The organism is Nocardia sp. NPDC056541, from assembly GCF_042794235.1.
Classification (GTDB): Bacteria; Actinomycetota; Actinomycetes; order Mycobacteriales; family Mycobacteriaceae; genus Nocardia.
This window is the reverse complement of sequence record NZ_JBHTUD010000009.1, coordinates 355,792-377,429: the sequence shown is the minus strand read 5'-3', so window position 1 is coordinate 377,429 and position 21,638 is coordinate 355,792. Positions and strand designations below refer to the sequence as shown.

Below are 21,638 nucleotides of genomic sequence, written 5' to 3'. Positions count from 1 at the left end.
ATGACACCGGGCAGGAACGAACCGAGCCCGCCGCCTTCGACGATGTTGGAACGGCCGTAGTTGAACGTGAACGTGCAGTAGCCGGCGTCCTTGATGGGCTGGCCCATGTAGGCGTACCCGTTGTAGGCGTTCATCCAGGTGCCGTGCAGCAGCACGACCGGGCGCGGATGCTCGGCCGTCGGCTTGCAGTTCCAGTCGTTCGTCCCGGGCGCGGCCGCATCGGGGTTGCCGAGGCCGTAGGCGAACGCGGCGAGGAACGCCGTCGACTCCGGTCCGTACGCACCGGGATCGGAGGAATAACCGCCCGAGGAACCCGAGCTGGAACCCGAACCGCCGTAGCAGTCACCGGACCCGTTACCGGAGCCGGCGCCACTGCCGGAGGTGCACGCCGACCCGGAGCCGGCGACCTGCCGGCCTTCGGAGATGATGCCGGCAAGATCCTGCTCGGTCGGCGCCGAGGCGGGAGCCGCGCTCGCCCCCGGCCCGGTGAACACCATGGAGAGAGCGCCGACTCCGGCGAATACCGCCGTGTGCAGCGTGCGCCTGCGACTGGGAGATTTCATGTGTTGACTTGTCTTCCTGTGCGATTCGAATATTCGTCGCCCTTTTCTTCCGGGAGAACGAATGGCTTGTCGAAACCGCCCAAAACATAAGCCGCAGAATTACTTACGAGACGATTGTCACGCGCGGTCTGGGCAGGTCACCACAGCCCCTCGAAAACTGCCATGACAGGGCACAGGAAAATATTCAGCACTCGCTGCGTGCCGCGACTCCGAGAAGTCGCTCGTCGAGCCACAGCACCGCCTCCGGATAGCCCGTCGCCGCGCCGATGATGTGCTCACCGAGCACGCCGCGATACACCGCGTTCGCCCCGAGTTCGCACTGCTCATCGTAGAGATTGCGCGCGCCCTCGGCAGGAATCCACCACTCCTGGTCGCCGTTGTAGATGTAGAGCGGCGTCGACGACCGCATTCCTTGCATCCGGGTGATCTCGTAGATGTCGGTGGCCAGTTCCGAACGCAGGGGGTCGGCGATGTTGGCGCCCACATCGATCGGCAGTTGCAAGATTCCCGGCACCGCGAACACGCTGGCGCACGTATCTTTCATAATCGAGGTGGTGACCCAGCGCCCGAGATTGTTCATCGCGGCGAGGATTTCAGGTCGCTCCCGTCCGATTGCGAAGGTCGCGGCCATAAATATTCCGGATGCGAGGTTGGCATTCATACTGCGCGAGAGGATTTCGAAGTCGGCGGGCACCCCGCCCAGTGCCGCACCGACGATGACGTCGACCAGTTCCGGTGCGTAGGAATCGATCAGCTTGGCCGCACCGTGGGTGGCGATGGCGCCACCGGAATAGCCGGTCATCGCGAATCGGCTGTCGCCGTAGGCCGCCGGGTCACCACCGCGCACCGCCCGGATCGCGTCGAGCACCGCGTGCCCGGCGACATACGGTTCGGCGTAAGCCATCCACGGGCCCTCGTGGTCGGGCACCAGGACCGCGTACCCCCGCAGGACCGCCAGCTGCGTCGTCGGCGGAATGAACTCTGTCGAGCTCGACTGCGATGTCAGGCCGTGCGCCAGCGAGTAGCCGGGAGTGCACTTGCGACCCAGCGCGTCGATGGGCAGGTTGTTCACCAGCACAGGGCGATCCCCGGGCCCGGTCCACTCGGTGGCGGGCACGATCAGGGTCGCGGTGGCATAGGACGGTCTGCCGTGGGCGTCGTCGGTGCGGAATTTCAGCAGCGTCGCCGAGCGGATGGGGACCAGGGTCAACCAGGCCGCGGTCGCGGTGACGTCGCGGGATTCGATCAGATCGCCGGGCGACAACTCGTCGAGCCCAGCCGGCCACTGGTCGAAGATCGGATCGCCGACCGCCGACGGGAGCACCGCCGCGTGGAGTGCCGCGAGTTCGGCCGCCGGATCGGCGGCGTTCGCCGGGATCGGCGAGGGAATCACCTGGTCGATCCAGCGCTGCAGATCGGGCAGGAAACCGGGTGTCCCCAGCTGCGGCACCGGGAACTCCTGGGTCGGCGGCGGCTCGGCGGCCGCGGTACCTGCCGCACAAGAGACGAGCAGCAGCACCGAACCGATAAGTACTCGAACAGATCTCATGGCACACACGCCTTCGGGTGGCAACGGATTCGTCGATGACGTGCCACTATGCGGTGCTCCGACCCCTACCGAAACTCCCCCACCGCGCCGTCGTCAGATCCTTCACGCTACGGGGCGCGGCGAACCGACTTCGGCGTTGTGCCCGAGTCGTGTGCGCAATGCCGCTGTATCGCAACAAGAATCGTCGATGGCGACGCGAATCGGCCCGGATCCGCTTCGGGGCGAGCGGATCCGGGCCGATCGAACCGGCTCAGCAGGTGCTGGGCGCCGGTTCCCCCTGCAGCCGGGCATCGAGCCAACTCAGCGCGGAAGGCAGTCCGAGCACAGCTGCGGTCAGATGGTCCGGGGTCGGTGTCTGCTGACTGACAACCTTGGCGCCCGCGGCACACCAGCGATGAGTGGTGGAGGTGATCGCGTCGACCGGGATGAGGCCGTCGATCGGCGAATGCCATTCGAAGACAGGCATTGTCGGCGCGCCCGGATACAGCTCCAGGCTGTTCTCCTCCACCACAGCGCGAGCTTCGGGATCCTCCACCAGTGAGGTGGTGGCCGCGAAGTCGAGGATGCCGCGCCCGGCTCCCGCCCCGAGGATGTCGTTGGTGCAGGCGTCACGGATCGACGCGCGGGCGGCCAAACCGCTGGCATTCATCTGATCGCTGATCGGGAACCGTTGGGGGTATTCCCGTTCGAGCCCGATCCCCGCGGCCAGCGCGAGACCGAACACGGGATGTGAACCGAAGCCGAGCCCCTCGAGCATCGACACCAGGTTCATCGGCACCCCGCCCATCGCCGCCCCCGCGATCTCGAGCTCGGGCGCGTACTCGGGCTGCAATGCCGCCGCCCACGCCGTCGCCATGCCGCCACCGGAGTACCCCGCCATCGCGACCCGGCTGCCACTCACCCGCAACTGCTCGACCTGGCGCACCGCGCGGATACCGTCGAGGGTCACCTGGCCGCCCAATTTCGCTGCGCCGTAGGCGAAATTCGGCCCGAGGTGGTCGGGCACGGCCATCGTCCAGCCGCGCTTGAGCGCGTAGTTCCAGGCCACCGCCTCGCGCACCATCAGATCCGGATCGTCGGTGTAGAGGACCTTGGAGACCGAGCAGCGCGTGCCGAGCCCGTTGATGATGTGCTGGTAGGACAGCACGGGGGCGTCGGTGCGGTGGTTGTTCGGCTGCAGCACCGTCGTCGTCGCGGCGATCGGGTCGCCCGCGGAATTGGTGGAGCGGAACTGGATCAGGGTGATGGTGGTGTCGGGGAACATGGCCAGCGCCGGCATCTGCCGTACGCCGAGTACGTCGCCGGGCTTGTGCTCGGCCAGGTCGGCCGGCTGGCTGTAGAAGGGGTCGGGGTCGGCGGTCGGGTACAGCGGTGTGGTGTGGCCTGCCGCGGCGGGGACCACGGTGAGCACCGCTGCCGCCAGGCAGACCAATAGTGTTCGGCCCGGCCTACTGTGTCGTGCCGCGGCATCCCAGATCATGCGGCTGTCCCTCCCGTGTCGCTGCTGTCGGGACCGATCTTCGCCGGTACCGTGGCTCCTCGTCGACGGGTCGCCGCGAACATCGGCGGAGCTCACAACCTCATCTGTGTGTGGTTGTGACCGGAGGCAGCACGCCGATATGCGGGCGCACCGCCGCGGCGACAGGTGGATTGTGAGATCTCCAAGCGAAATCGGAACGTGTTCCTCTCGATGGTGCAAGACCTACCGTCGAGTAGGAAGGCGCTCACCAGTGCCGGGGCGAAAGGAGCACGCCATGATTCCCACCGACGAGAACATCGCCGCCACCCTCCACCGCATCGACCCGAACGAGATACCGACCCGGCGGATCACGGTCTACTTCGACGGCCCCACCCCCGAGGACGCACTGGTCCTGGAATACGCCGCGACCCAGGCCGAGGCGTGGGAGTTCACCTCGGCGGCCGTGCATTCCGGCCTGCTGGTGACCGTCGACGGCAATGTCGGCCCCGGCCTGCGTCGGCTGCCCTGCCGGTCGCTGTGGCACTGACGCTCGCGGCGCCGCACCGCCGGCCGCACTAGGCTGGCACGGCGGGCGCCGCTCGGCCCGCGGTGACAGAAAGGGCATTCGTGACACGGTGGCAGTTCCCGCTCGCACTGGCCGCGGTGGCCGTCCTCACCGGCTGCGGCTCGGCAGACACCACCGAGGTCGCCACCCCACCCAGCACCACCGCCCCGACGACGACCACCACCACCAAGCGGGTGCCCGCCACCATCGCGCCGCCCACCACCACCGTCGACCCCTACGCGGGCCTACCCCTGATCGATCACGTGACCTGGACCGAGAACGTCGACGGCCCCCGTCTGCTCGTCTTCCCCACCCAGGCGGGCCGCAAGACCGCCGCGCCCGGCACCGACGAACTCGCGTGGCAGGAAGTACGTGCCCTCGACGCCGACGCCGACGCGCCGGGGATGCGCGACCAGTTCGTCTGCCACTGGGTTTGGGCCAGGATGGTAGCGCCCGACAAGCCGAGCTGGAATCTCGAACCGTGGCGCCCCGACGTCGGATATCAGGCCACGGTGGCGGCGAACTGCAATCCCGGCGGCCCCGAACGCTGATAGGAGCATCCCATGCGCATCGTCATCGCCGGTGGACACGGCAAAATCGCTCTCCTGCTCGCCCAGGTACTGACCCGGCGCGGCGATCACGTCCACGCCCTCATCCGTGAACCCGGCCAAGCCGCCGATATCGCCGCGACCGGCGGCGTGCCGGTCATCTACGACATGGAACGCGACACCCCCGCCGACCTCGCGGCCGCGGTCGCCGGTTCGGACGCGGTGGTGTTCGCAGCGGGTGCGGGCGCGGGGAGCGGTGCCGCGCGCAAGTACACGGTCGACCTCAACGGTTCGGTACAACTGGCCGACGCCGCCGAGCACACGGGCGTCGCGCGGTTCGTGCAGATCTCCACGATGGGCGCGGGCAGCCCGCCCGCGCCGGGGACCGATGAGGTGTGGGCCGCCTATATCGACGCCAAGACCCGCGCCGAGCAGGACCTGCGGACTCGCGAGCTGGAGTGGACGATCCTGCGACCGGGCCGGCTCACCGACACCGAAGGCAACGGTCTGATCACGCTCGGACCGCCGCCGATTCCGCGCGATTCGGTGCCACGCGCCGATGTCGCCGCGACACTCGCGTCGATCTTGGTCGCGGACAACACTTTTCGACGCACACTGGAGCTGGTCTCCGGATCGGAGACGATCGAGTCAGCCGTCGCGGCCATTTGATAGCCACAAATTAACTATCACAACATATTTCGCCCGTTGAACGCCATTGTCGTCAACTCGCGCCACATTGCCGTCACCTGATGAACACGGCCAGCCGCCGGTCACGCCGATATTCGAGCGCCACATATGACGGAGATGGTGGCGCTACCCTGGATTCGCCGCTCAGAAGCCGGGAAATGCACCGCATCGAGACGGAATCGATCGTGCAGATGTGCTTGCATCTGAAAGTCTCCCCGTCCTAAACTCAGGGCCGCAACACAATTCAGGGGACAGTCAGGGGAGGCCGCGAGCGGCACACCCGGGGCCAGGATTGCCTTGGGTTTGCCACTGCCTGAGAAGCACAGGGGCATTCACATGAACAACACCACGGGCCGTTTCGGCCTCGCCGATCGCGCGGCGGCCGATCACCCAGGCTCCGCTCGATGGTCCAGGGAAAGCGCGGTCGCCTTCGTCATCGATGCCGTGGAATCCACCGGCGCGGCGACCCGCAACGATTTCGATATCGACCGAATCGTGACCACTGCGCACGAACTGGCCGATGACTGGGATCTGCAAACGCTGACTCCCGATACTTTCTGGCGTATCGCCGCCGGCTGTATCCGGTACTGACCACGAATCGGCACCCACCGATCGACTGTCCCGCCCCTCGCGCGCAGTCCGATCAGCTCTCCGTGTGTTCGATTCCGCCCGACCGATCAGCTCCGCTCGGCTGTCAGTCCCGCTCGGAGTAGGACAGCAGTATCTCGCGTGAGCGATCCGGCCGTTCGGCTTGAACGCTGAGCTGATCCATCACCGATAGATACATCGCGAGGTCCTGGCGGCGCTCGAGGTAGAGCGCGCTGGTGAGTTGCTCGAGGTAGACGATATCGGGCAGTTCCGGCTCGCCGAAGCGCAGAATGCTGAACGAACTACCCGCCGCCGCGTGCCCGCCCGCCGAGTACGGCAGCACCTGCACCGTCACATTCGGCAGTTCCGAGAGCTCGGCCAGGTAGCGAAGCTGGGCCCGGTGCACGTCACGTCCGCCGATCGGACGATGCAGCACTGCCTCGTCGATCACCGCCCACACCACCGGCGGGTCGACCCGGCGCAGGACATCCTGGCGTAACTGCCGAACCTGGACCCGGCGGTCGGTTTCGGCGTCGTCGAAACCGAGGGTAACGATCGCCCTGGTGTACTCCGGCGTCTGCAGCAGGCCGGGTACCAGCTGTGCTTCGTAGGTGCGGATCTGGCTGGCCGCCTGCTCGAGCCCGAGATAGGTGCTGAACCACGACGGCAGCAGGTCGCTGTAGCGATGCCACCAGCCGGGTTCGCTTGCCTGCCTGGCCAACTCGAAGAACGAGGTGCGTTCCACCGGGTCGTGCACGCCGTAGAGCGTGAGCAGATCCCGGATGTCGCGTTCCTTGAAACCGGTGCGGCCCAGCTCGAGTCGGCTGATCTTGGCGTGCGAGCCGCGGATCGCGTCGCCCGCGGCCTCGCGGGTGATGCCTTTGCCCTCGCGTAGCTTGCGCAACTGGCCGCCGAGCGCGATACGCAACACGGTGGGGCCACGGTCGACAACAGGTTGTACGCGACCGATCTCGTCGGGTTCAGCCGTCATGGACCCAGATCCTACCGATTACCCGGTGAGGTAGTCGAACTCTCCGGCCTTCGCGCCGCGGATGAATGCGTCGATCTCGGGCCGGGTGTAGAAGATCACCGACCCCTGCGGGTCGCGCGAGTTGCGTACGGCGACCGAGCCGTCGGCGGCTTCGGCGACCTCGACACAGTTGCCGCTGGGGTTGCTGTAGGTGCTTTTGCGCCACGCACCGTCTCCCGGGCGTTCACGCTGATCATGCTGCATTCCGGACATACCGCACTCCTCGTTGTCGAATGATGCCCACCGGTACGAAAATTGCAGATGCACGCACAAACGTTCTTGCATCTGCCTTGCGCGATGGGGACATTAACACGCGAAACGCCACCGCGCACCGGTCGGTACTTTCCCGGCGTCATGACCGCGGCCAGGCGCCGACCGTCTCGTCCAGCCCCCTGAATTCGTAAGCGCCGCAACCCCATCGCGAGCCGACACGGCCGCAACGAGCGTGCAGATGTGCTTGCATTCGAAAACGAACCGCCCGTAGACTCAGGCCGCAAGATCACCGGGAGGTACCGCGGCTCCACCAGCCGGGCGGGCCTCCCGTCGCCGAATGGGAGGGGACTCGATGAGCAGTCCGTTTCAGCGACACCTCGGTGCCGCAGGCGCACCACCCACGGCGTGTAGCGACGAGCCGAACGGGCTCACCTACCGTCAGGCGCGCGAGATGCTGAGCCAACACGACATCCATGGTCCGCAGTGCCGTCAGTGGCTGGCCGCTGCCGCGTACCTGTCCGCGGGACTGGACGACGAATAGCGCGGTCGTAACGTCTTCGTGCTGGTCAGACCGGTTCCGACAGGTCATGCTGGTGGGCGACGATCGATCCGGACAGGTGGCGCGCGTATGCGGATAGCGGAGATCCTGCGCAACAAGGGCAGGGCGGTCACGACCGTGCCGCCGCAGACCACCGTGCGCGACCTGCTCGCGGCGCTGGCCGACCACAATATCGGCGCGGTGGTCGTTTCCCCCGATGGTGCCGTGATCACGGGCATCGTCTCCGAACGCGATGTGGTGCGTCATCTGCACGCCCACGGCGCCGCGCTGCTGGATCGGCCGGTCACCGACATCATGACCGCCCGGGTTCGCACCTGCGGGCCCGATGAGGATGTGTCCTCGCTGCGCGACGTGATGACCGAGCACCGGATCCGGCACATGCCGGTGGTGAAGTCCGACCGGCTCATCGGCATCGTCAGCATCGGTGACGTGGTGAAGAGCGAGATCACCGAACTGGCCGCCGAACGTGAACACCTCGTCGAATATTTGCAGGGCAACTACTGAGCCCGGCACCGACCGGCGACACCGAAAAGCCTTGCGCCTGAGAATTCTTCGCGAGCTGTACCAGAAACGTGCGTATCGTTGAGCGGGTGCACCCCGTCCGGCCCGAGCTCGCCGCCGCCTCGGCGATCCGGCACGCGCCCACCCCGGTGCCCGCCTCGATTCGCACGCGGTTTCCGGCCCTGGCCGATCCCGCGGTGGTCTATCTCGACAGTGCCGCGACGACGCAGAAGCCCGATACCGTCATCGCGGCCGTCACCGACTACCACCGCGAGCACACCGCCAACGCGGGCCGCGGCACCTACGGCTGGGCCACCGCGCTGTCGGCGCGGATCGCCGCCGTCCGTACCCGGGCGGCCGGTTTCCTCGGCGCGCACCACAGCGACGAGATGGTGTTCACCAGCGGAGCCACCGCCGCACTCGGCGCGATCGCGCACAGTTGGGGCCTGGCCGAGCTCGACGACGGCGACGAGATCCTCTACAACCCGGCCGATCACGCCGCCAATGTGCTGCCGTGGCACCACCTGCGCGACACCCTCGCCAGGTTCGGGCGCCGAATAGTGTTGCGGCCCTATCGCAGCACCGCTACCGGCGAAGCCGACATCGACGATATCCTCGCGCGGGTCGGTCCGCGCACCCGTCTGATCACCACCAGCCATCTCCATCACGTGTACGGCGGGCTCACCACCCTCGAGGAATTGCACGGCCGGATCGACCCCGAGATCCTGCTGTGCTTCGACTGCTCGCAGAGCGGAGGGCACCTGCCGGTCGACGTCACCGCGCTGCGAGCCGATTTCGCGGTCTTCGCGGGACACAAGATGTTCGGTACGCCCGGGATCGGCCTGCTGTACTGCCACCGCCGGGTGCACGCCAGGCTGCGCCCCTTCCTTCCCGGCGGGAACACCGGGGTCAGGATCACCGAAGACGGTCTCGTCACCACCGGAATGCCCGAGCTGCTCGAAGGCGGTACCCACAACATCCCCGGGATCCTTTCCCTCGCACCGGCTTTCGACCTGCTCGACGAGCTCGACCGATTCGCTGTCGCCGAGCACAACCGGGTGCTCACCCTGCGGCTCATCGACGGCCTGCGCGAGGTCCCCGGGCTCGACTTCCTCCCCGGGCCGGCACACGCCACCTGCGCCGTCGGCTATGGGATCGTCTCGTTCACCCTCGACGCGATCAGCGCCGCCGACCTCGGGTTCGTCCTGGCCGATGCCGGATTCCTGGTGCGAACCGGAGCGCATTGCGTGCCCTCGGCCGACACCGGGAACGGTTCGGTGCGGGTGAGTACCCACCTCTACAACACCCTCGACGAGATCGACCGATTCGTCGCCTGCGTGGCCGGCCTCGCCGGTGACGGGCGCTGAACAACCTGTCCTTCAAGCCCCCGACGCCGAGGAGGAACGATGGGCTCGCCCACCGTGCAGCACTACGATCGTCGCGCCGCGTCCCGGGTACTGGCCCGCCTGGCCGCTCCCGGACTGTTCGCCGCCACCGAACCGCCGCCTCCGGCCCGAATCACCTACCGTGCCACGGCATTACAGCCTGAATCGGGTGCCGCGCTGACACAGTCCCAGCGGATGTACCTGGAACGGTTCATGCGCCCCTGCCGCCCGGATCAGGTGACCAGCGCGACCCATCGCCTCACGTGGACCGACAGCGCGGGAATTCCCAACACCGGGTACTTCCACACCGCGGGCGCGGGCCCCGAACTCGCGGTGCTCGCGCGGGAAACAGTCCTCGCGCTGTGGCATTCGCTGGCGGCATCCGAACTCCCGGCGCGCGCTGCGGCCCTGTCCGCCCATGATCACGGCGTTCTTCGCGCGACCACCACCGATCACGATCCGCACGAGATCTTCCGGGTCGGTATCGAGGCCACAGGGCGCGCACTGGTCCAGCACGGGCTGATCGCCGCCGACACCCCCTATCGCGGGCTCGTCGAATTCGCCACCGGCATGCGTGATTGCGGCATCTTCACCGCCGTCGCCACCCGCTGGTTCTGGGAACTGCAGGCCTCGACATTCCGGCGCGGGATGATCCCGGTGCGCTTTGCCACCCAGCCCGACGGGTCCGTGCGCTACACCGCCGACTCGATCGCCGTCCTGCGCGCGATGAAAGACGCCACCATCGCCGACGCGCACGCGGTGATGCTGCGCGCGACCGGCGAGGAGGGCCTCGAGACCGAAGCGGCCGTCGCGAAATACCACGACGACCTCGACCTGATCTCACGGCAATACGCGCTGCTGCCCGCCGACACGCGACCCACCTGTCTCGCGGCGACCCAACATGACATCGACGGCGCCGATGTGCACGTCCTCGCCACGGTCGTCGATCGGTTCGTCGAGACGTTCGCCGCGCTGACAGGCTCGGTGGAAGTGCTCGAGGACCTGACCGAGGAACAGCCGGGTACCGCCCCCTCCGGCGACGACGGCGTCTTCTACGTCCCCGATATGAGCTGCCGGCATTGCGTCCGCACGATCACCGCACTGCTCGAGTCGATGGAGATCCCGGTCGTCGAGATCGATCTGGAGTCCAAGCGGGTGATCGCCCGGATCCGCAGTCCGCGCAACAGGTTCCGTGTCTTCGAGGCACTGCGCGATGGCGGCTACAACCCGGTCGACGACGTGCCGGCGCAGGTGCCCGGCGCGTCGGTGGGATGATCCCGCCCGCCGTTCCCGCCGCGCTGCATCCGCTCGTCGCCGCGTTCCTCGCCGATCGCGACGGCGTTCGCGCCGCGCTGCGCCGCTACGGCTCCCCCGTGCATCTGGTGTTCCCGCAGATCTTTGCCGCCAACCTCGCCGCACTGCGCGCCGTGCTCGACGCGGGAGCGGTCCGGCATCGAATCTGCTATGCGCACAAAGTGAATCGCTCCGCGGCGTTCGCCCACACGGCCGCGCACGCGGGAATCGCCGTCGACGTGGCGTCCACGGGGGAACTGCGTTCCGCGCTGTCCGCCGGATTTCCCGCCGATCGCATCGAGGTGACCGGCCCCAAGGGCGCCACGATGCTGCGGGCCGCGGTGACGGCCACGGCGACGATCAATGTCGACAACCTCTGGGAACTCGCGACCCTGGCCGAGCTGGCGTCACCGGCGGCGGCTGTCCCGGTACTGCTACGCATTTCGGGTTTCTCCGGCAGCTCACCGAGCCGGTTCGGGATCGATCTCGCCGACGTGGCCACGGCGCTGGATCTGCTGGTACGTCACCGCGACCGGCTGCGGCTGCTGGGATTCGCCTTTCACCTCGATACCGCTGCCACCGCGGAACGGGTCAACGCCGTGGGCGACTGTCTGGAACTGATCGAACGGGCCTACGCGCACGGCCTGACGCCGACGGTGCTCGATATCGGCGGCGGCTTGCGCCAGGTCTTCACCGCCGATGCCGGGGGGTACGACGCCTACGACCACGCACTGCGGGCGGGCCTGCTCGGGCGTGGCCCCGCGATGCACTGGGGCAACAACACTTTCGGCTATCACGTCGCCGAGGGAATGGTGCACGGCGCACCGGTGTTCCACAAGTACGCCAATACCGAACCCGCCGCAGGCATCCTCGCCGAACTGCTCGCCGCTCCGTTGCCCGGGCACGGTGGACGGGCGCTGGCGGCGGTCCTCACCGACAATCTCCTCGACCTGTGGCTCGAACCGGGCAAAGCGCTGGTCGACCAGGCAGGCATCACCGTAGCCCAGGTCGAGTTCGTCAAACGGGCAGGCAACGGCGCGACGCTGGTCCACCTGGATCTCAGCCGCGACACCGTCACCGCCGCCGACCAGGAGGTGCTCATCGATCCGATCGTGCTGACCGACGTAGCCGAGTCACGTCCTGCCGGGGTGTATTTCGCCGGGCACCTGTGTCTCGAGCGCGACCTGATCACCCAGCGGCAGGTGCGAGTCGCGCAGCTGCCGTCCCCCGGCGATCCGGTGGTGTTCCCCAATACCGCCGCGTACCACACGGACCTGTCGGCCGCGCAGGCCGGCATGCACCCGACACCCGCGAAAGTCGCTGTGCTGCACCGAGAAGGACAGTTCGTTCTGTGCCCTGATGCCGACTACCGGCCCGGGGGCCGGTGATGGTCTACACCCACATCACCGAGCTGATCGGCAACACTCCCCTGCTGCGCCTGGACCCCGCCGTCCACGGGCTGGCCGACGTCGAGCTGTACGCGAAACTGGAGTCGCACAACCCCTTCGGTTCGGTGAAGGACCGCGTTGCCTGGGCGATGATCCGCGACGATCTCGAGCGCGTCCGCGCAGGCGGGCAGTCGTTCATCGAGGCGTCGAGCGGGAACACCGCCAAAGCGCTTCGGGTACTCGGCGCGCTGCACGGCATCCCGTTGCGCGCGGTCACCAATCGGATCCGGGTGAGCGAGGTCCGCCAATTGCTGCAACTGCTCGGGACCGAGATCGTGGAACTTCCCGGCCTGTCCGAATGCCCTGATCCCCATGCCGCCGATGATGTTTCGGCGGTCATCGAGCAGACCATCGGCCAGGCGCCCGACCGCTGGTATCACCCCTCGCAATACACGAACGAGCGCAATATCGCCGCCCATCACGACGGCACCGGCACCGAGATCGCCACCGACCTCGCGGACGCGGGCATCGACCACCTGGACTACCTGATCGGCGGACTCGGCACCACCGGCTCCACCCGGGGCACCGCGACCGCCCTGCTCGCCCACCATCCGGACCTGCGCACCGTCGGGGTGGTGTCGGACCGCTTCGATTTCATCCCCGGTATCCGCTCCGAGCGCGAGATGTGGGACGTCGGGCTGTTCCGGCCCGATTTCTACGACGAGATCGTCACCGTCGACTCCGCCGCGGCCATCGAGTCGACCCTCGACCTGATGCGCGGCTACGGCGTACTCGCCGGACCCACCAGCGGCGCGGGCTATTGCGCCGCCCTTCGCACTCTGGCTGCGGTACCGCGCCCCGAGGGCAGAGCACTGGTGGCTGTGCTGATCGTGTGCGACCGGATCGAACCGTATCTGTCCTATCTCGCCAAACGCAGGCCGGAGCTGTTCGGCAAGCCCACCGGGCCCGCACCCCCGAGCCCCGACGACACCGCGCCGACGCTGTCTCCCGCTGAGCTGGCCGAACTCGACCGCACCGCCAGACCCACCGTCGTCGATACCCGCGGCGCGATGGCCTACCGCGTCGGGCATGTCCCCGGCGCGCTCAACATCCGCGACGACCAGCTCGACGAGATGCTCACCCAGGGCGTGCCGTTTCCGCGGTCACGGCCGGTGGTGTTCGTGTGCCCGGTCGGGGAAACCTCGCTGCGTTTCGCCGCGGTGGCCCACCGCGCGGGCTACGAGGCGTACAGCCTCGCGGGCGGCATCGTCGCGTGGCGCGACGCCGGATACGCGATGGAGCGCGGCGGCTGATCAGACGAGCACCCTGGTGGCGCGGCGCGCGGTGCTCAATCCACGACCGCGACCGGTGGTCGCCAGCAACGCCGTGAGCGGTCCGCGATACCCATCGGCGAGCAGCCCGACGACCGCACGGAAGCGCGCCACGAACTGCTGCGCGGTCGCCTCGTCGAACCGGGCGATCGGGTAGATGAACGACCCGTCGACCCCGGCGGGCGCGCCGAGTGGATCGTAGTGGTCGGTGAGCCCGAACTCGAGGTCGTGCTTGGCCCTGACCACCCCGGTCGGTAACTCGGTGATCGAAAGCCCCTGTGCAGGAGGGTGTTCGACGGCGGTGCGTGGGGCCCCGGCTCGCTGCAGGATGAGTGTGGCCTGGAACAGCGGCAGCGCCGCGTCCTGCGGCAGGCAGCGCTTGAGGCGCGGGTTGGGGGTGTCGGGGTGGGCGTACGCGGCGAGCGCGACCCGGCGCACTTGCTTGAGAAGTTCGCCGACATCGGCGGCACGGTCGAGGCGCACGCGCATCAGCACATCAGCGGAGAAATTGCCGACGAGATCGTCGAGCAGGCGGTGATCGCGACCCGAAACCGCTGTGGCGACCGTGACATCGGCGCTGCGCGCGAACGCGCCGACGGTGAGCGCGAACGCGGTCTGCAACACCATGAACAGGCTCGCCCGCCCCTCCTGCGCCATCCGCAGCAGCCCGGCATGGGTCTCGGCGTCGAACGAAATCGGCAGCAGCGCACCGGCAACCGGGTCGATCGGGGCCGCGGGGAGCTCACGCGCGGGTAGGTCCAGCAGGGCCGGGCGGCCTGCCAGCGCATTGGCCCAGTACCGCAGCTGATGGGTGGCCCGGCTCCACTCGTCGGTGAACTCGCCGAGCTGCTCGTGCTTCCACAGGGTGTAATCGATGTAGCTGATCGGCAGCGGCGGCCAGTGCGGGGCGGTGCCGGCGCGACAGGCCAGATAGGCGGTGACGAGGTCGCGGATCAGTGGGCCCATCGAGCGACCGTCGACCGAGATGTGGTGCACGACAAGGGCGAGCACCACATCGTCGGGCCCGAGCACGAACAGCCGCGCCCGCACCGGCAGATCGCGGGCGAGGTCGAAGGGCTGCCCGGCCAGCGCGGCGACGGCGGGGGCGAGGCCGGCTTCGCCGACGCCGCATTCGGCCACATCGAGGACGGCATCGTCGGGGTCGACGACGCACTGAGCCGGACCCAGCTCGGTCGCCGGAAACCGGGTCCGCAGCGGAACATGGCGACCGACGAGAAGTTTCAGCGCCGCTCGCAGCGCTGCCACGTCGACCGACGCGCCACGCAAGCGCATCGCCCGCGCGACATTCCAATCCGCCGACCGGCCGAGTCGCGCGGCATGCCACATCCGCTCCTGCGCGGGCGCCAGGGGCACATGCGACGGACACGGTCGCGGGCCGAGCACCGGTGACGCGGCGGGCCGCGCACAGACCGGGTCACTCCCGGTGCGCGCCGTCGCCGGCAAAACGCCACTGCCGGCGCCGTATCCCCCCGATCTCCGCCCCACACCGGGGTCCGACACGCGTCTACAACCTCCACACCGTTTCGACAGGTGAGCAACGCTAACGAGCCGATGTGAACACACAGTTACCGGATCGTGACCATGCTCGGTCAGCCCGCCCGCATCGCGAATCCCAAGATTTCGCCGACTATCCACTTTCCGGGCGAAATCGCCCAAAAGCCGCGTTAGAGTAGCGACGGGAAGCGGAGCGAGGAGTTGGTTGGTGTCCATCGGGAAATTGGTGTCGTTCGACGGTTCACGGGGTTTCGGTTTCATCCGGCCCGATGACGGCGGGCCCGATGTATTCGTCCACGTCAACGACATCGGACTCGACGAGGACGAGCTGCGCCAGGGTCGCCTGTTCGAATTCGATGTGACCGAAGGCGATCGGGGTCCCAAGGCGATCAACCTGACCGGGGTCGGACAGCCCCCCGCCGCTCCGAAGACGCGCAAGGGCGGCGACCGGCTCGGTCCCGACGAACTGCGTCAGCAGATCACCGAATTGCTGCTGGAGGCGTCCCCCGCGCTCACCGCGGCCGAGATCATCACCATCCGCGACCGGTTCACCACCTTCGCCGACGAGCACGGCTGGCTCGACAGCTGATCTCGCGCCAGGGCGGTTATCGCGCCCGCCGATGAACTCCGGCGCGGACTCGGCGAGCGCGACAGGCACGCACTCGATGTCCGCGCACGTGTCGGTCCCCCGTCCTACGATCGCCTCACACACCGATGAATCGGGCGTGCTCGCATCGTCGACACGGGTGAACACACCCGCGAGGAGGATCGGATGGATCTACCGGTGATGCCGCCAGTGCGCCCCATGCTGGCCAAGTCGACGCCGTCGCTACCGCGCGAGCCAGGACTCAGCTATGAGCCGAAGTGGGACGGCTTCCGCTGCGTCGTGTTCCGCGACGGTGACGAGATCGAACTCGGCTCCCGCAACGACCGCCCGCTCACCCGGTACTTCCCCGAGCTGGCCGAGCTGCTGAAGGAGGCGCTGCCGCAACGCTGCGTCATCGACGGGGAGATCGTGGTCGTCACCGATCACGGCCTCGATTTCGACACCTTGCAGCAGCGGTTGCACCCGGCCGCGTCGCGGGTCACCAAACTCGCGGCGCAGACACCGGCCAGTTTCGTCGCCTTCGACCTGCTCGCCCTCGGCGATCGCGATCTCACCACCGCACCGTTCGCGCAGCGGCGCCGCGAACTCGAGTCGTTGCTCGACGCCGCGCCCGGCCGGATCCATCTCACACCGATCACCCAGGATCCCGACGTGGCTCAGGACTGGTTCACCCGCTTCGAAGGCGCGGGCTTCGACGGCGTGATGGCCAAGTCCGACGAACTGGCCTACCTGCAGGACAAGCGAGTGATGCTCAAGATCAAGCACGAGCGCACCGCCGACTGCGTGGTCGCCGGTTACCGGATGCACAAGGACGGCGAAGGCGTCGGTTCGCTGCTGCTCGGCCTGTTCGACGACGAGGGCAATCTGCACCATGTCGGGGTGGCGTCGAGTTTCACCGCGGCCCGGCGCCGCGAATTGCTCGGCGAGCTGGCGCCGTTGCGCGAGAACGCGCTCGACGACCATCCGTGGCGCACCTGGGCCGACGCCGCCGCGCAGGCGAACGCCGACGGCAAGATGCCCGGCGGGCAGAGCCGCTGGAGCGGGGGCAAGGATCTGTCGTGGGAGCCGCTGCGGCCCGAGCTGGTCGCCGAAGTGCGCTACGAGCACGTGCAGTCGGGACGGTTCCGCCACGGCGGGCGGCTGGCGCGGTTCCGCGCCGACCGAACCCCCGATTCGTGCACGTACGCCCAGCTCGATGAAGTGGCGCCCGCCGAGCTCGACGCGATCTTCGGAGTCGGCCGATGAGCGCCGCGGTAGAACTCGACGTCGACGGCCGGGCGCTGACCATCAGCAATCCCGACAAGGTCTACTTCACCAAACGCGGCGAGACCAAGCTCGATCTGGTCAACTACTACCGCGCTGTCGCCGAACCGCTGCTCGGTGTGATCGGTGGTCGCCCGCTACTGCTGGAACGCTATCCCGACGGCGCGTCGGGCAAATCGTGGTTCCAGAAGCGGGTGCCGAAGTCCGCGCCGGACTGGTTGCAGACCGTAGAGGTGTCCACCCCCAACGGCACCACCAGCGACGCGCTGGTGGCCCACGATCTCGCCCACATCCTGTGGGCGGTGAATCAGGGCTGTCTCGGTTTTCACGTGTGGCCCAATCATGTTCCGGATCTGCGGATCGCCGACGAACTACGCATCGATCTCGATCCCTCGCCCGGCATCGGTTTCGATGATCTGCGCCGGGCCGCGGTGCTCACCCGCGAACTGCTGGCCGAACTCGGCGTCGACTCGTCCATCAAGACCTCGGGCTCACGTGGCCTGCACATCTACGCGGCGCTGGAACCGCGCTGGGACGGCTACGAGGTGCGGGCCGCCGCGGTGGCGCTGGCCAGGGAGCTCGAGCGCAGGCATCCCGAGGAGATCACCGCGCAGTGGTGGAAAGAGGAACGCGGCTCGCGGGTGTTCATCGACTTCAATCAGAACGCCCCGCACAAGACCGTGTTCGGCGCCTGGTCGGTGCGACCGAAGGTCGGCGGTCAGGTGTCGACACCGATCACCTGGGCCGAACTCGACACCGTCGTCCCCGATGAGCTCACGCTGGCCACCGTGCCCGCCCGCCTCGCCGAGTCGGGTGATCCCTGGGCGAACCGGGCACCACAATCGATCGAACCGCTGCTGACGATGTCGGAGCGCGACATGGCAGCGGGGCTGATGGACGCACCGTGGCCACCGCAGTATCCGAAGATGCCCAACGAGCCGCCGCGCGTGCAACCGAGCCGGGCCAAGAAGGAGTGAGAACCTATTCGGTGGTCCACAGCGACCAGACCGCGGCGCTGCCCTTGCCCTCGCACACAAGCGCGTGGTTGTCGGAGGTACGGCCCGATTTGTCCACCGAGGGATCGCATTTCGCCCCCGCGGTGTAGTAGGACCCCGATACCTTGAACGGCCCCGACCAGGTATGACCACTCGGTCCGCGCAGACACAGCAATGTCGCACCGTCTGCCGCGACGCCGAGCAGACCGGCCTTCTCCGCGGTGCACTCCGTGCCCTTCTCGACCACGCCGCTTTTCTCGCCGCCGCCCGCGGGGCTCGTCACCGGGACGGCCTCGGTCACCGTCGGCGCCGTGTGCGAGGTCACCGACACCGGCGTCGGCGTCGTGGTCGCCGCCGACTGGGCGAGAGCCGGCATCGACACGTCCAACCCGCCGAAAACGGCGAGGCCGATCGCTGCCGCGACCGCCACCTCGGAGATACCGAGCAGCAGTGCCAGCACCGCGATCCCCCGCCCGCGTGGATGCCCGAACGACAGCAGCCCGAACACGATCGCGATCGGGAACAGCAGCACCAGCGCGGCGGCCAGTGCCACCATCGAGTACGGATTCACGCGCGGTTGGTCACCGCGGCGACCGCCGGTCGCACTGTCCGCGCTCACCTGCGGCCAGCGCTGGCCGTCCCAACGCCGATCGTCGGACTCCTGCTCGGGGTCGTCATCCCATTCCTCGTACCGTGCCATCAACCCCGGGTCCCTCTCCGATCTCCCCGGGCGCACAACGAAACAGGTGCGGCGCCGGGTTACGCGACGAGAATAAGGACTCACAGCCCGGTAGCACAGCTCAAACGCGAAATAGGGTCACAGTGACATAACGTGTCAACTCGCGCGAGCGCCCTGGTAACGAACCGGCTAACACCCTTACCCCGGCGGACGGAACAGGTTCATGCTGGTCATCAAGTGCAGCGTTGCGCGCACCCCTGAGCTCGCGAGGAGGACTCATGTCCGACAGCACGCCGTCGGCAGACCGCACCTGGCATGCCCAAGCCGGTGATCTGCTGGCCGACGATTACAACGTTCCCGGCATCATCATGTGCGCGATCGGGGTGGTCGGGCTCGCGTGCACCCTCGTCGCGGCTGGTACCGAGCACACCGGATGGGCCGTGCTGGCCGGGATCATGACGTTACTTTTCCTCGGCGGCGGTGTCGGTGCGCTGATGTTCGAGCATCACCGGGAGAAGAAGATCGAGCAGATGCTCGGCCGCACCGGGCACGCGCCCGGCCATGCCGGACCCCAGCGCTACAGTGCCGCCGCGATCGCGATGCGGCGCTCGAATCGCGCGCTCGATTCCTAGCGCTCGCCCGATTCCACGGTCGGTTCCGGCTCGGTGATCAGCACGCTGGGAATCGTCACGGTGATCATCGTGAGCAGGGTGTCGGCCAGCAGTTGATGCACCTGCGCCCTGGTGAGGGTGCCGCGGGTGATCCATTCGCGTCCGGCGACTTTCACCAGTCCCGCGTAGGCGAGGACCAGCGCGCGCAAACGTGCACTGTCTGCCAGATCGGCGCGCCCGATCATCACCAGCATGCGTTCGGCGGCGGCATCGTCGGCCTGATCGAGGATCTGCTGCACCTCGGGGTCGTCGCCGACGCCCTCGTGGCTGGTCACCTTCACCCAGGTGGTGCCGTGCTCGGCGATGGTGTCGAGCAGCCAGCCCACGATCGCGTCGACCCGCTCACCCGGTGTGCCGTCGGGAATGGACACCTTGTCCTGACGCGGCAGAGTCACCATGCGGCGCACCACCGCCAGATACAGGTAGCGCTTGTTGCCGAAGTAGTGGTTGATCAGGCCACGGGCCACCCCCGCGCGCTGGGCCAGTTCCGCGGTCGACACCGCCGCGTAGGGCCGCTCACCGAACATATCGATGGCACACGCCAGGATCTGCGCTCGTCGCTCGTCGGGTTCGAGCCTGCGCCTGCGCGGCGCGTCTGCGGTGTCGGTGTCCAGCGGGGAAATCGCGGTTCTCCGTCGAGTTCGATAGCCGTCGCACGGTTGCGACGACGGCCCATCACGATACCCAGCGGGTCGCTCGCGCGGCCAATGCGACAATAGATGTCGTCCACCGCTCCCGCACGAAGGAATGTCGCACTCCCCGATGACCGAGAACATGATCGATCCGGACGAGTTGGCGACCTGTCTGCGGGTACTGGAACGCGCCGGGCAGCTGGAGAAGGAACATCCCGACTCCATCGCCGTGCAGCGCGCCGTCGGGCACATGTTCAAAAAGCTCAAGCACCGCCGTCGCATCGAGGCCAGGGAGCAGATCTCCTCGAACGACCGCGCCGTCATCGCCGCGACCGCGACGGGCTCCCCGCAGCGCATCGACGACGAGACCGCGGGCATCCCGATCAGCTCGTCCACCACGGGCGCCAGCGCGGGCACCCTGCTCAAGGCGCGTCCCTGCTACATCTGCAAGCAGAAGTACACCCAGGTCGACGCGTTCTACCACCAGCTGTGCCCTGAGTGCGCGGTAGCGAGCCACACCAAGCGCGACGCGCGCACCGACCTGTCCGGCAAACGCGCCCTGCTCACCGGCGGTCGCGCCAAGATCGGCATGTACATCGCGTTGCGGCTGCTGCGCGACGGTGCGCACACCACCATCACCACTCGCTTCCCCAACGACGCGATCCGTCGCTTCGCCGCCATGGAGGACAGCGCCGACTGGCTGCACCGGCTGCGCATCATCGGCATCGATCTGCGTGACCCCGCGCAGGTCGTGGCGCTGGCCGATGACGTCGCCGCCCAGGGCCCCCTCGACATCCTGATCAACAACGCGGCCCAGACGGTGCGCCGATCGGCCGGCGCCTACAGCGCGCTGGTCGACGCCGAGACCGCGCCGCTGCCCGCGGGCGTCCTGCCGGAGATGGTCACGTTCGGCAAGACCATGCAGGCCCACCCGACCGCACTCACCGCCTCCCTCACGCCGTCGCTGTCGGCCACCGATGTCGCCGAACTCGCGCTGGTCGCCGGTTCGGCCACCCCGGAGCGGATCGCGGCGGGCGTGGCCATCGACGCCGGTGGTCTTGTCCCCGACCTCGCGCACACCAACAGCTGGGTGCAGACCGTCGGCGAGGTGGAGGCCACCGAGCTGCTCGAGGTGCAGCTGTGCAACTCGGTCGCGCCGTTCATCCTGGTGTCACGGTTGCGCCCTGCCCTGGCCGCCGCGGCAGGTCGGCGCAAGTACGTGGTCAACGTCTCGGCGATGGAAGGCCAGTTCGGCCGCGGCTACAAGGGCCCGGGGCACCCGCACACGAACATGGCCAAGGCCGCGCTCAACATGCTCACCCGCACCAGCGCCCTCGAGATGTTCGAGGCCGACTCGATCCTGATGACCGCGGTCGACACCGGCTGGATCACCGACGAACGCCCGCACTTCACCAAGGTCCGCCTCGCCGAGGAGGGCTTCCACGCACCGCTCGATCTCGTCGACGGCGCCGCCCGCGTCTACGACCCGATCGTGCAGGGCGAGGACGGCGTGGACCTCTACGGCTGCTTCCTCAAGGACTACCGGCCTTCACCCTGGTGACGCAAGCGATGCCGAACCGGAATGATGATCATGATGCCGCCCGGGGAGCACGGTAC

Annotated in this window: 23 protein-coding genes; 15 read left to right on the top strand and 8 right to left on the bottom strand. The window is 68.0% G+C overall.

What is annotated here, in order from left to right; genetic code table 11:
* From ACFQ9R_RS18720 to ACFQ9R_RS18710, 3 genes are all read right to left on the bottom strand, one after another.
* Positions 1–563 (bottom strand): esterase/lipase family protein (locus ACFQ9R_RS18720; protein ID WP_378992038.1); only part of this gene is annotated, 563 nt, incomplete at its 3' end.
* A 184-nt stretch (positions 564–747) separates the two neighbouring features.
* Entirely contained in the window at positions 748–2,112 is a 1,365-nt protein-coding gene (locus ACFQ9R_RS18715; RefSeq protein WP_378992037.1) for a lipase family protein, read from the bottom strand.
* A gap of 250 nt (positions 2,113–2,362) precedes the next feature.
* Positions 2,363–3,592 (bottom strand): lipase family protein, encoded by a 1,230-nt coding sequence (locus tag ACFQ9R_RS18710; RefSeq protein ID WP_378992035.1) that lies wholly within the window; start codon positions 3,590–3,592, stop codon positions 2,363–2,365.
* Between the two features lie 274 nt (positions 3,593–3,866).
* Between ACFQ9R_RS18710 and ACFQ9R_RS18705 the strand changes: the two genes are divergently transcribed.
* From ACFQ9R_RS18705 to ACFQ9R_RS18690, 4 genes are all read left to right on the top strand, one after another.
* On the top strand, positions 3,867–4,118 hold the full coding sequence (locus tag ACFQ9R_RS18705; RefSeq protein WP_378631365.1) for a hypothetical protein: 252 nt from the start codon (positions 3,867–3,869) through the stop codon (positions 4,116–4,118).
* Between the two features lie 80 nt (positions 4,119–4,198).
* Positions 4,199–4,687, top strand: a complete 489-nt coding sequence (locus ACFQ9R_RS18700) for a DUF2599 domain-containing protein (protein ID WP_378992034.1) — start codon at positions 4,199–4,201, stop codon at positions 4,685–4,687.
* A gap of 12 nt (positions 4,688–4,699) precedes the next feature.
* A complete protein-coding gene (locus ACFQ9R_RS18695) occupies positions 4,700–5,353 on the top strand; it encodes an SDR family oxidoreductase (protein ID WP_378992033.1) in 654 nt (217 codons plus the stop codon).
* A gap of 354 nt (positions 5,354–5,707) precedes the next feature.
* Positions 5,708–5,962, top strand: a complete 255-nt coding sequence (locus ACFQ9R_RS18690) for a hypothetical protein (RefSeq protein ID WP_378659728.1) — start codon at positions 5,708–5,710, stop codon at positions 5,960–5,962.
* A gap of 103 nt (positions 5,963–6,065) precedes the next feature.
* On the opposite strand, the gene ACFQ9R_RS18685 is transcribed toward ACFQ9R_RS18690, so the two are convergent.
* Together ACFQ9R_RS18685 and ACFQ9R_RS18680 are read right to left on the bottom strand one after the other, a co-directional pair.
* Positions 6,066–6,950, bottom strand: a complete 885-nt coding sequence (locus ACFQ9R_RS18685; RefSeq protein WP_378992032.1) for a helix-turn-helix domain-containing protein — start codon at positions 6,948–6,950, stop codon at positions 6,066–6,068.
* Between the two features lie 18 nt (positions 6,951–6,968).
* Positions 6,969–7,202: a DUF397 domain-containing protein gene (locus ACFQ9R_RS18680; protein ID WP_056817490.1), complete on the bottom strand. Its 234-nt coding sequence runs from the start codon at positions 7,200–7,202 to the stop codon at positions 6,969–6,971.
* 352 nt (positions 7,203–7,554) lie between these two features.
* Here ACFQ9R_RS18680 and ACFQ9R_RS18675 point away from each other — a divergent pair, with 352 nt between their 5' ends.
* The 6 genes from ACFQ9R_RS18675 (at position 7,555) to ACFQ9R_RS18650 (ending at position 13,641) form a co-directional block, all read left to right on the top strand.
* Positions 7,555–7,743: a hypothetical protein gene (locus ACFQ9R_RS18675; RefSeq protein ID WP_067445892.1), complete on the top strand. Its 189-nt coding sequence runs from the start codon at positions 7,555–7,557 to the stop codon at positions 7,741–7,743.
* An 87-nt stretch (positions 7,744–7,830) separates the two neighbouring features.
* A complete protein-coding gene (locus ACFQ9R_RS18670; RefSeq protein WP_378992030.1) occupies positions 7,831–8,265 on the top strand; it encodes a CBS domain-containing protein in 435 nt (144 codons plus the stop codon).
* 68 nt (positions 8,266–8,333) lie between these two features.
* Positions 8,334–9,629, top strand: coding sequence for an aminotransferase class V-fold PLP-dependent enzyme (locus tag ACFQ9R_RS18665; protein ID WP_378992029.1), 1,296 nt, complete (start codon positions 8,334–8,336; stop codon positions 9,627–9,629).
* Positions 9,630–9,668: 39 nt separating this feature from the next.
* Positions 9,669–10,922, top strand: a complete 1,254-nt coding sequence (locus ACFQ9R_RS18660) for a heavy-metal-associated domain-containing protein (protein WP_378992027.1) — start codon at positions 9,669–9,671, stop codon at positions 10,920–10,922.
* A complete protein-coding gene (locus ACFQ9R_RS18655; RefSeq protein ID WP_378992026.1) occupies positions 10,919–12,328 on the top strand; it encodes a decarboxylase in 1,410 nt (469 codons plus the stop codon). Before ACFQ9R_RS18660 ends, ACFQ9R_RS18655 begins: the two co-directional genes overlap by 4 nt.
* Positions 12,328–13,641 carry a pyridoxal-phosphate dependent enzyme gene (locus tag ACFQ9R_RS18650; RefSeq protein WP_378992025.1) on the top strand — a complete coding sequence of 438 codons (1,314 nt, stop codon included), beginning with the start codon at positions 12,328–12,330 and terminating at the stop codon, positions 13,639–13,641. The genes ACFQ9R_RS18655 and ACFQ9R_RS18650 overlap by 1 nt, the downstream gene beginning before the upstream one ends.
* Here the strand turns inward: ACFQ9R_RS18650 and ACFQ9R_RS18645 are convergent, their stop codons facing one another.
* Positions 13,642–15,033, bottom strand: coding sequence for a condensation domain-containing protein (locus ACFQ9R_RS18645; protein ID WP_378992023.1), 1,392 nt, complete (start codon positions 15,031–15,033; stop codon positions 13,642–13,644).
* 346 nt (positions 15,034–15,379) lie between these two features.
* Between ACFQ9R_RS18645 and ACFQ9R_RS18640 the strand changes: the two genes are divergently transcribed.
* The 3 genes from ACFQ9R_RS18640 to ligD all read left to right on the top strand — a co-directional run bounded on the left by ACFQ9R_RS18640 (position 15,380) and on the right by ligD (position 18,021).
* Positions 15,380–15,763, top strand: coding sequence for a cold shock domain-containing protein (locus ACFQ9R_RS18640; RefSeq protein WP_378992022.1), 384 nt, complete (start codon positions 15,380–15,382; stop codon positions 15,761–15,763).
* A 183-nt stretch (positions 15,764–15,946) separates the two neighbouring features.
* Positions 15,947–17,026: an ATP-dependent DNA ligase gene (locus tag ACFQ9R_RS18635; RefSeq protein ID WP_378992021.1), complete on the top strand. Its 1,080-nt coding sequence runs from the start codon at positions 15,947–15,949 to the stop codon at positions 17,024–17,026.
* A complete protein-coding gene (gene ligD, locus ACFQ9R_RS18630; RefSeq protein WP_378992019.1) occupies positions 17,023–18,021 on the top strand; it encodes a non-homologous end-joining DNA ligase in 999 nt (332 codons plus the stop codon). The genes ACFQ9R_RS18635 and ligD overlap by 4 nt, the downstream gene beginning before the upstream one ends.
* A gap of 4 nt (positions 18,022–18,025) precedes the next feature.
* Here the strand turns inward: ligD and ACFQ9R_RS18625 are convergent, their stop codons facing one another.
* Positions 18,026–18,739, bottom strand: coding sequence for a hypothetical protein (locus tag ACFQ9R_RS18625; protein WP_378992018.1), 714 nt, complete (start codon positions 18,737–18,739; stop codon positions 18,026–18,028).
* Between the two features lie 257 nt (positions 18,740–18,996).
* On the opposite strand from ACFQ9R_RS18625, the gene ACFQ9R_RS18620 reads away from it, so the two are divergent.
* Entirely contained in the window at positions 18,997–19,350 is a 354-nt protein-coding gene (locus ACFQ9R_RS18620; protein ID WP_378992017.1) for a hypothetical protein, read from the top strand.
* On the opposite strand, the gene ACFQ9R_RS18615 is transcribed toward ACFQ9R_RS18620, so the two are convergent.
* Positions 19,347–19,916: a TetR/AcrR family transcriptional regulator gene (locus ACFQ9R_RS18615; protein WP_378992016.1), complete on the bottom strand. Its 570-nt coding sequence runs from the start codon at positions 19,914–19,916 to the stop codon at positions 19,347–19,349. The two genes, ACFQ9R_RS18620 and ACFQ9R_RS18615, sit on opposite strands and share 4 nt — an antisense overlap.
* Positions 19,917–20,151: 235 nt before the next feature.
* On the opposite strand from ACFQ9R_RS18615, the gene ACFQ9R_RS18610 reads away from it, so the two are divergent.
* Positions 20,152–21,582 (top strand): SDR family NAD(P)-dependent oxidoreductase, encoded by a 1,431-nt coding sequence (locus tag ACFQ9R_RS18610; RefSeq protein ID WP_378992014.1) that lies wholly within the window; start codon positions 20,152–20,154, stop codon positions 21,580–21,582.
* Positions 21,583–21,638: the final 56 nt, after the last annotated feature.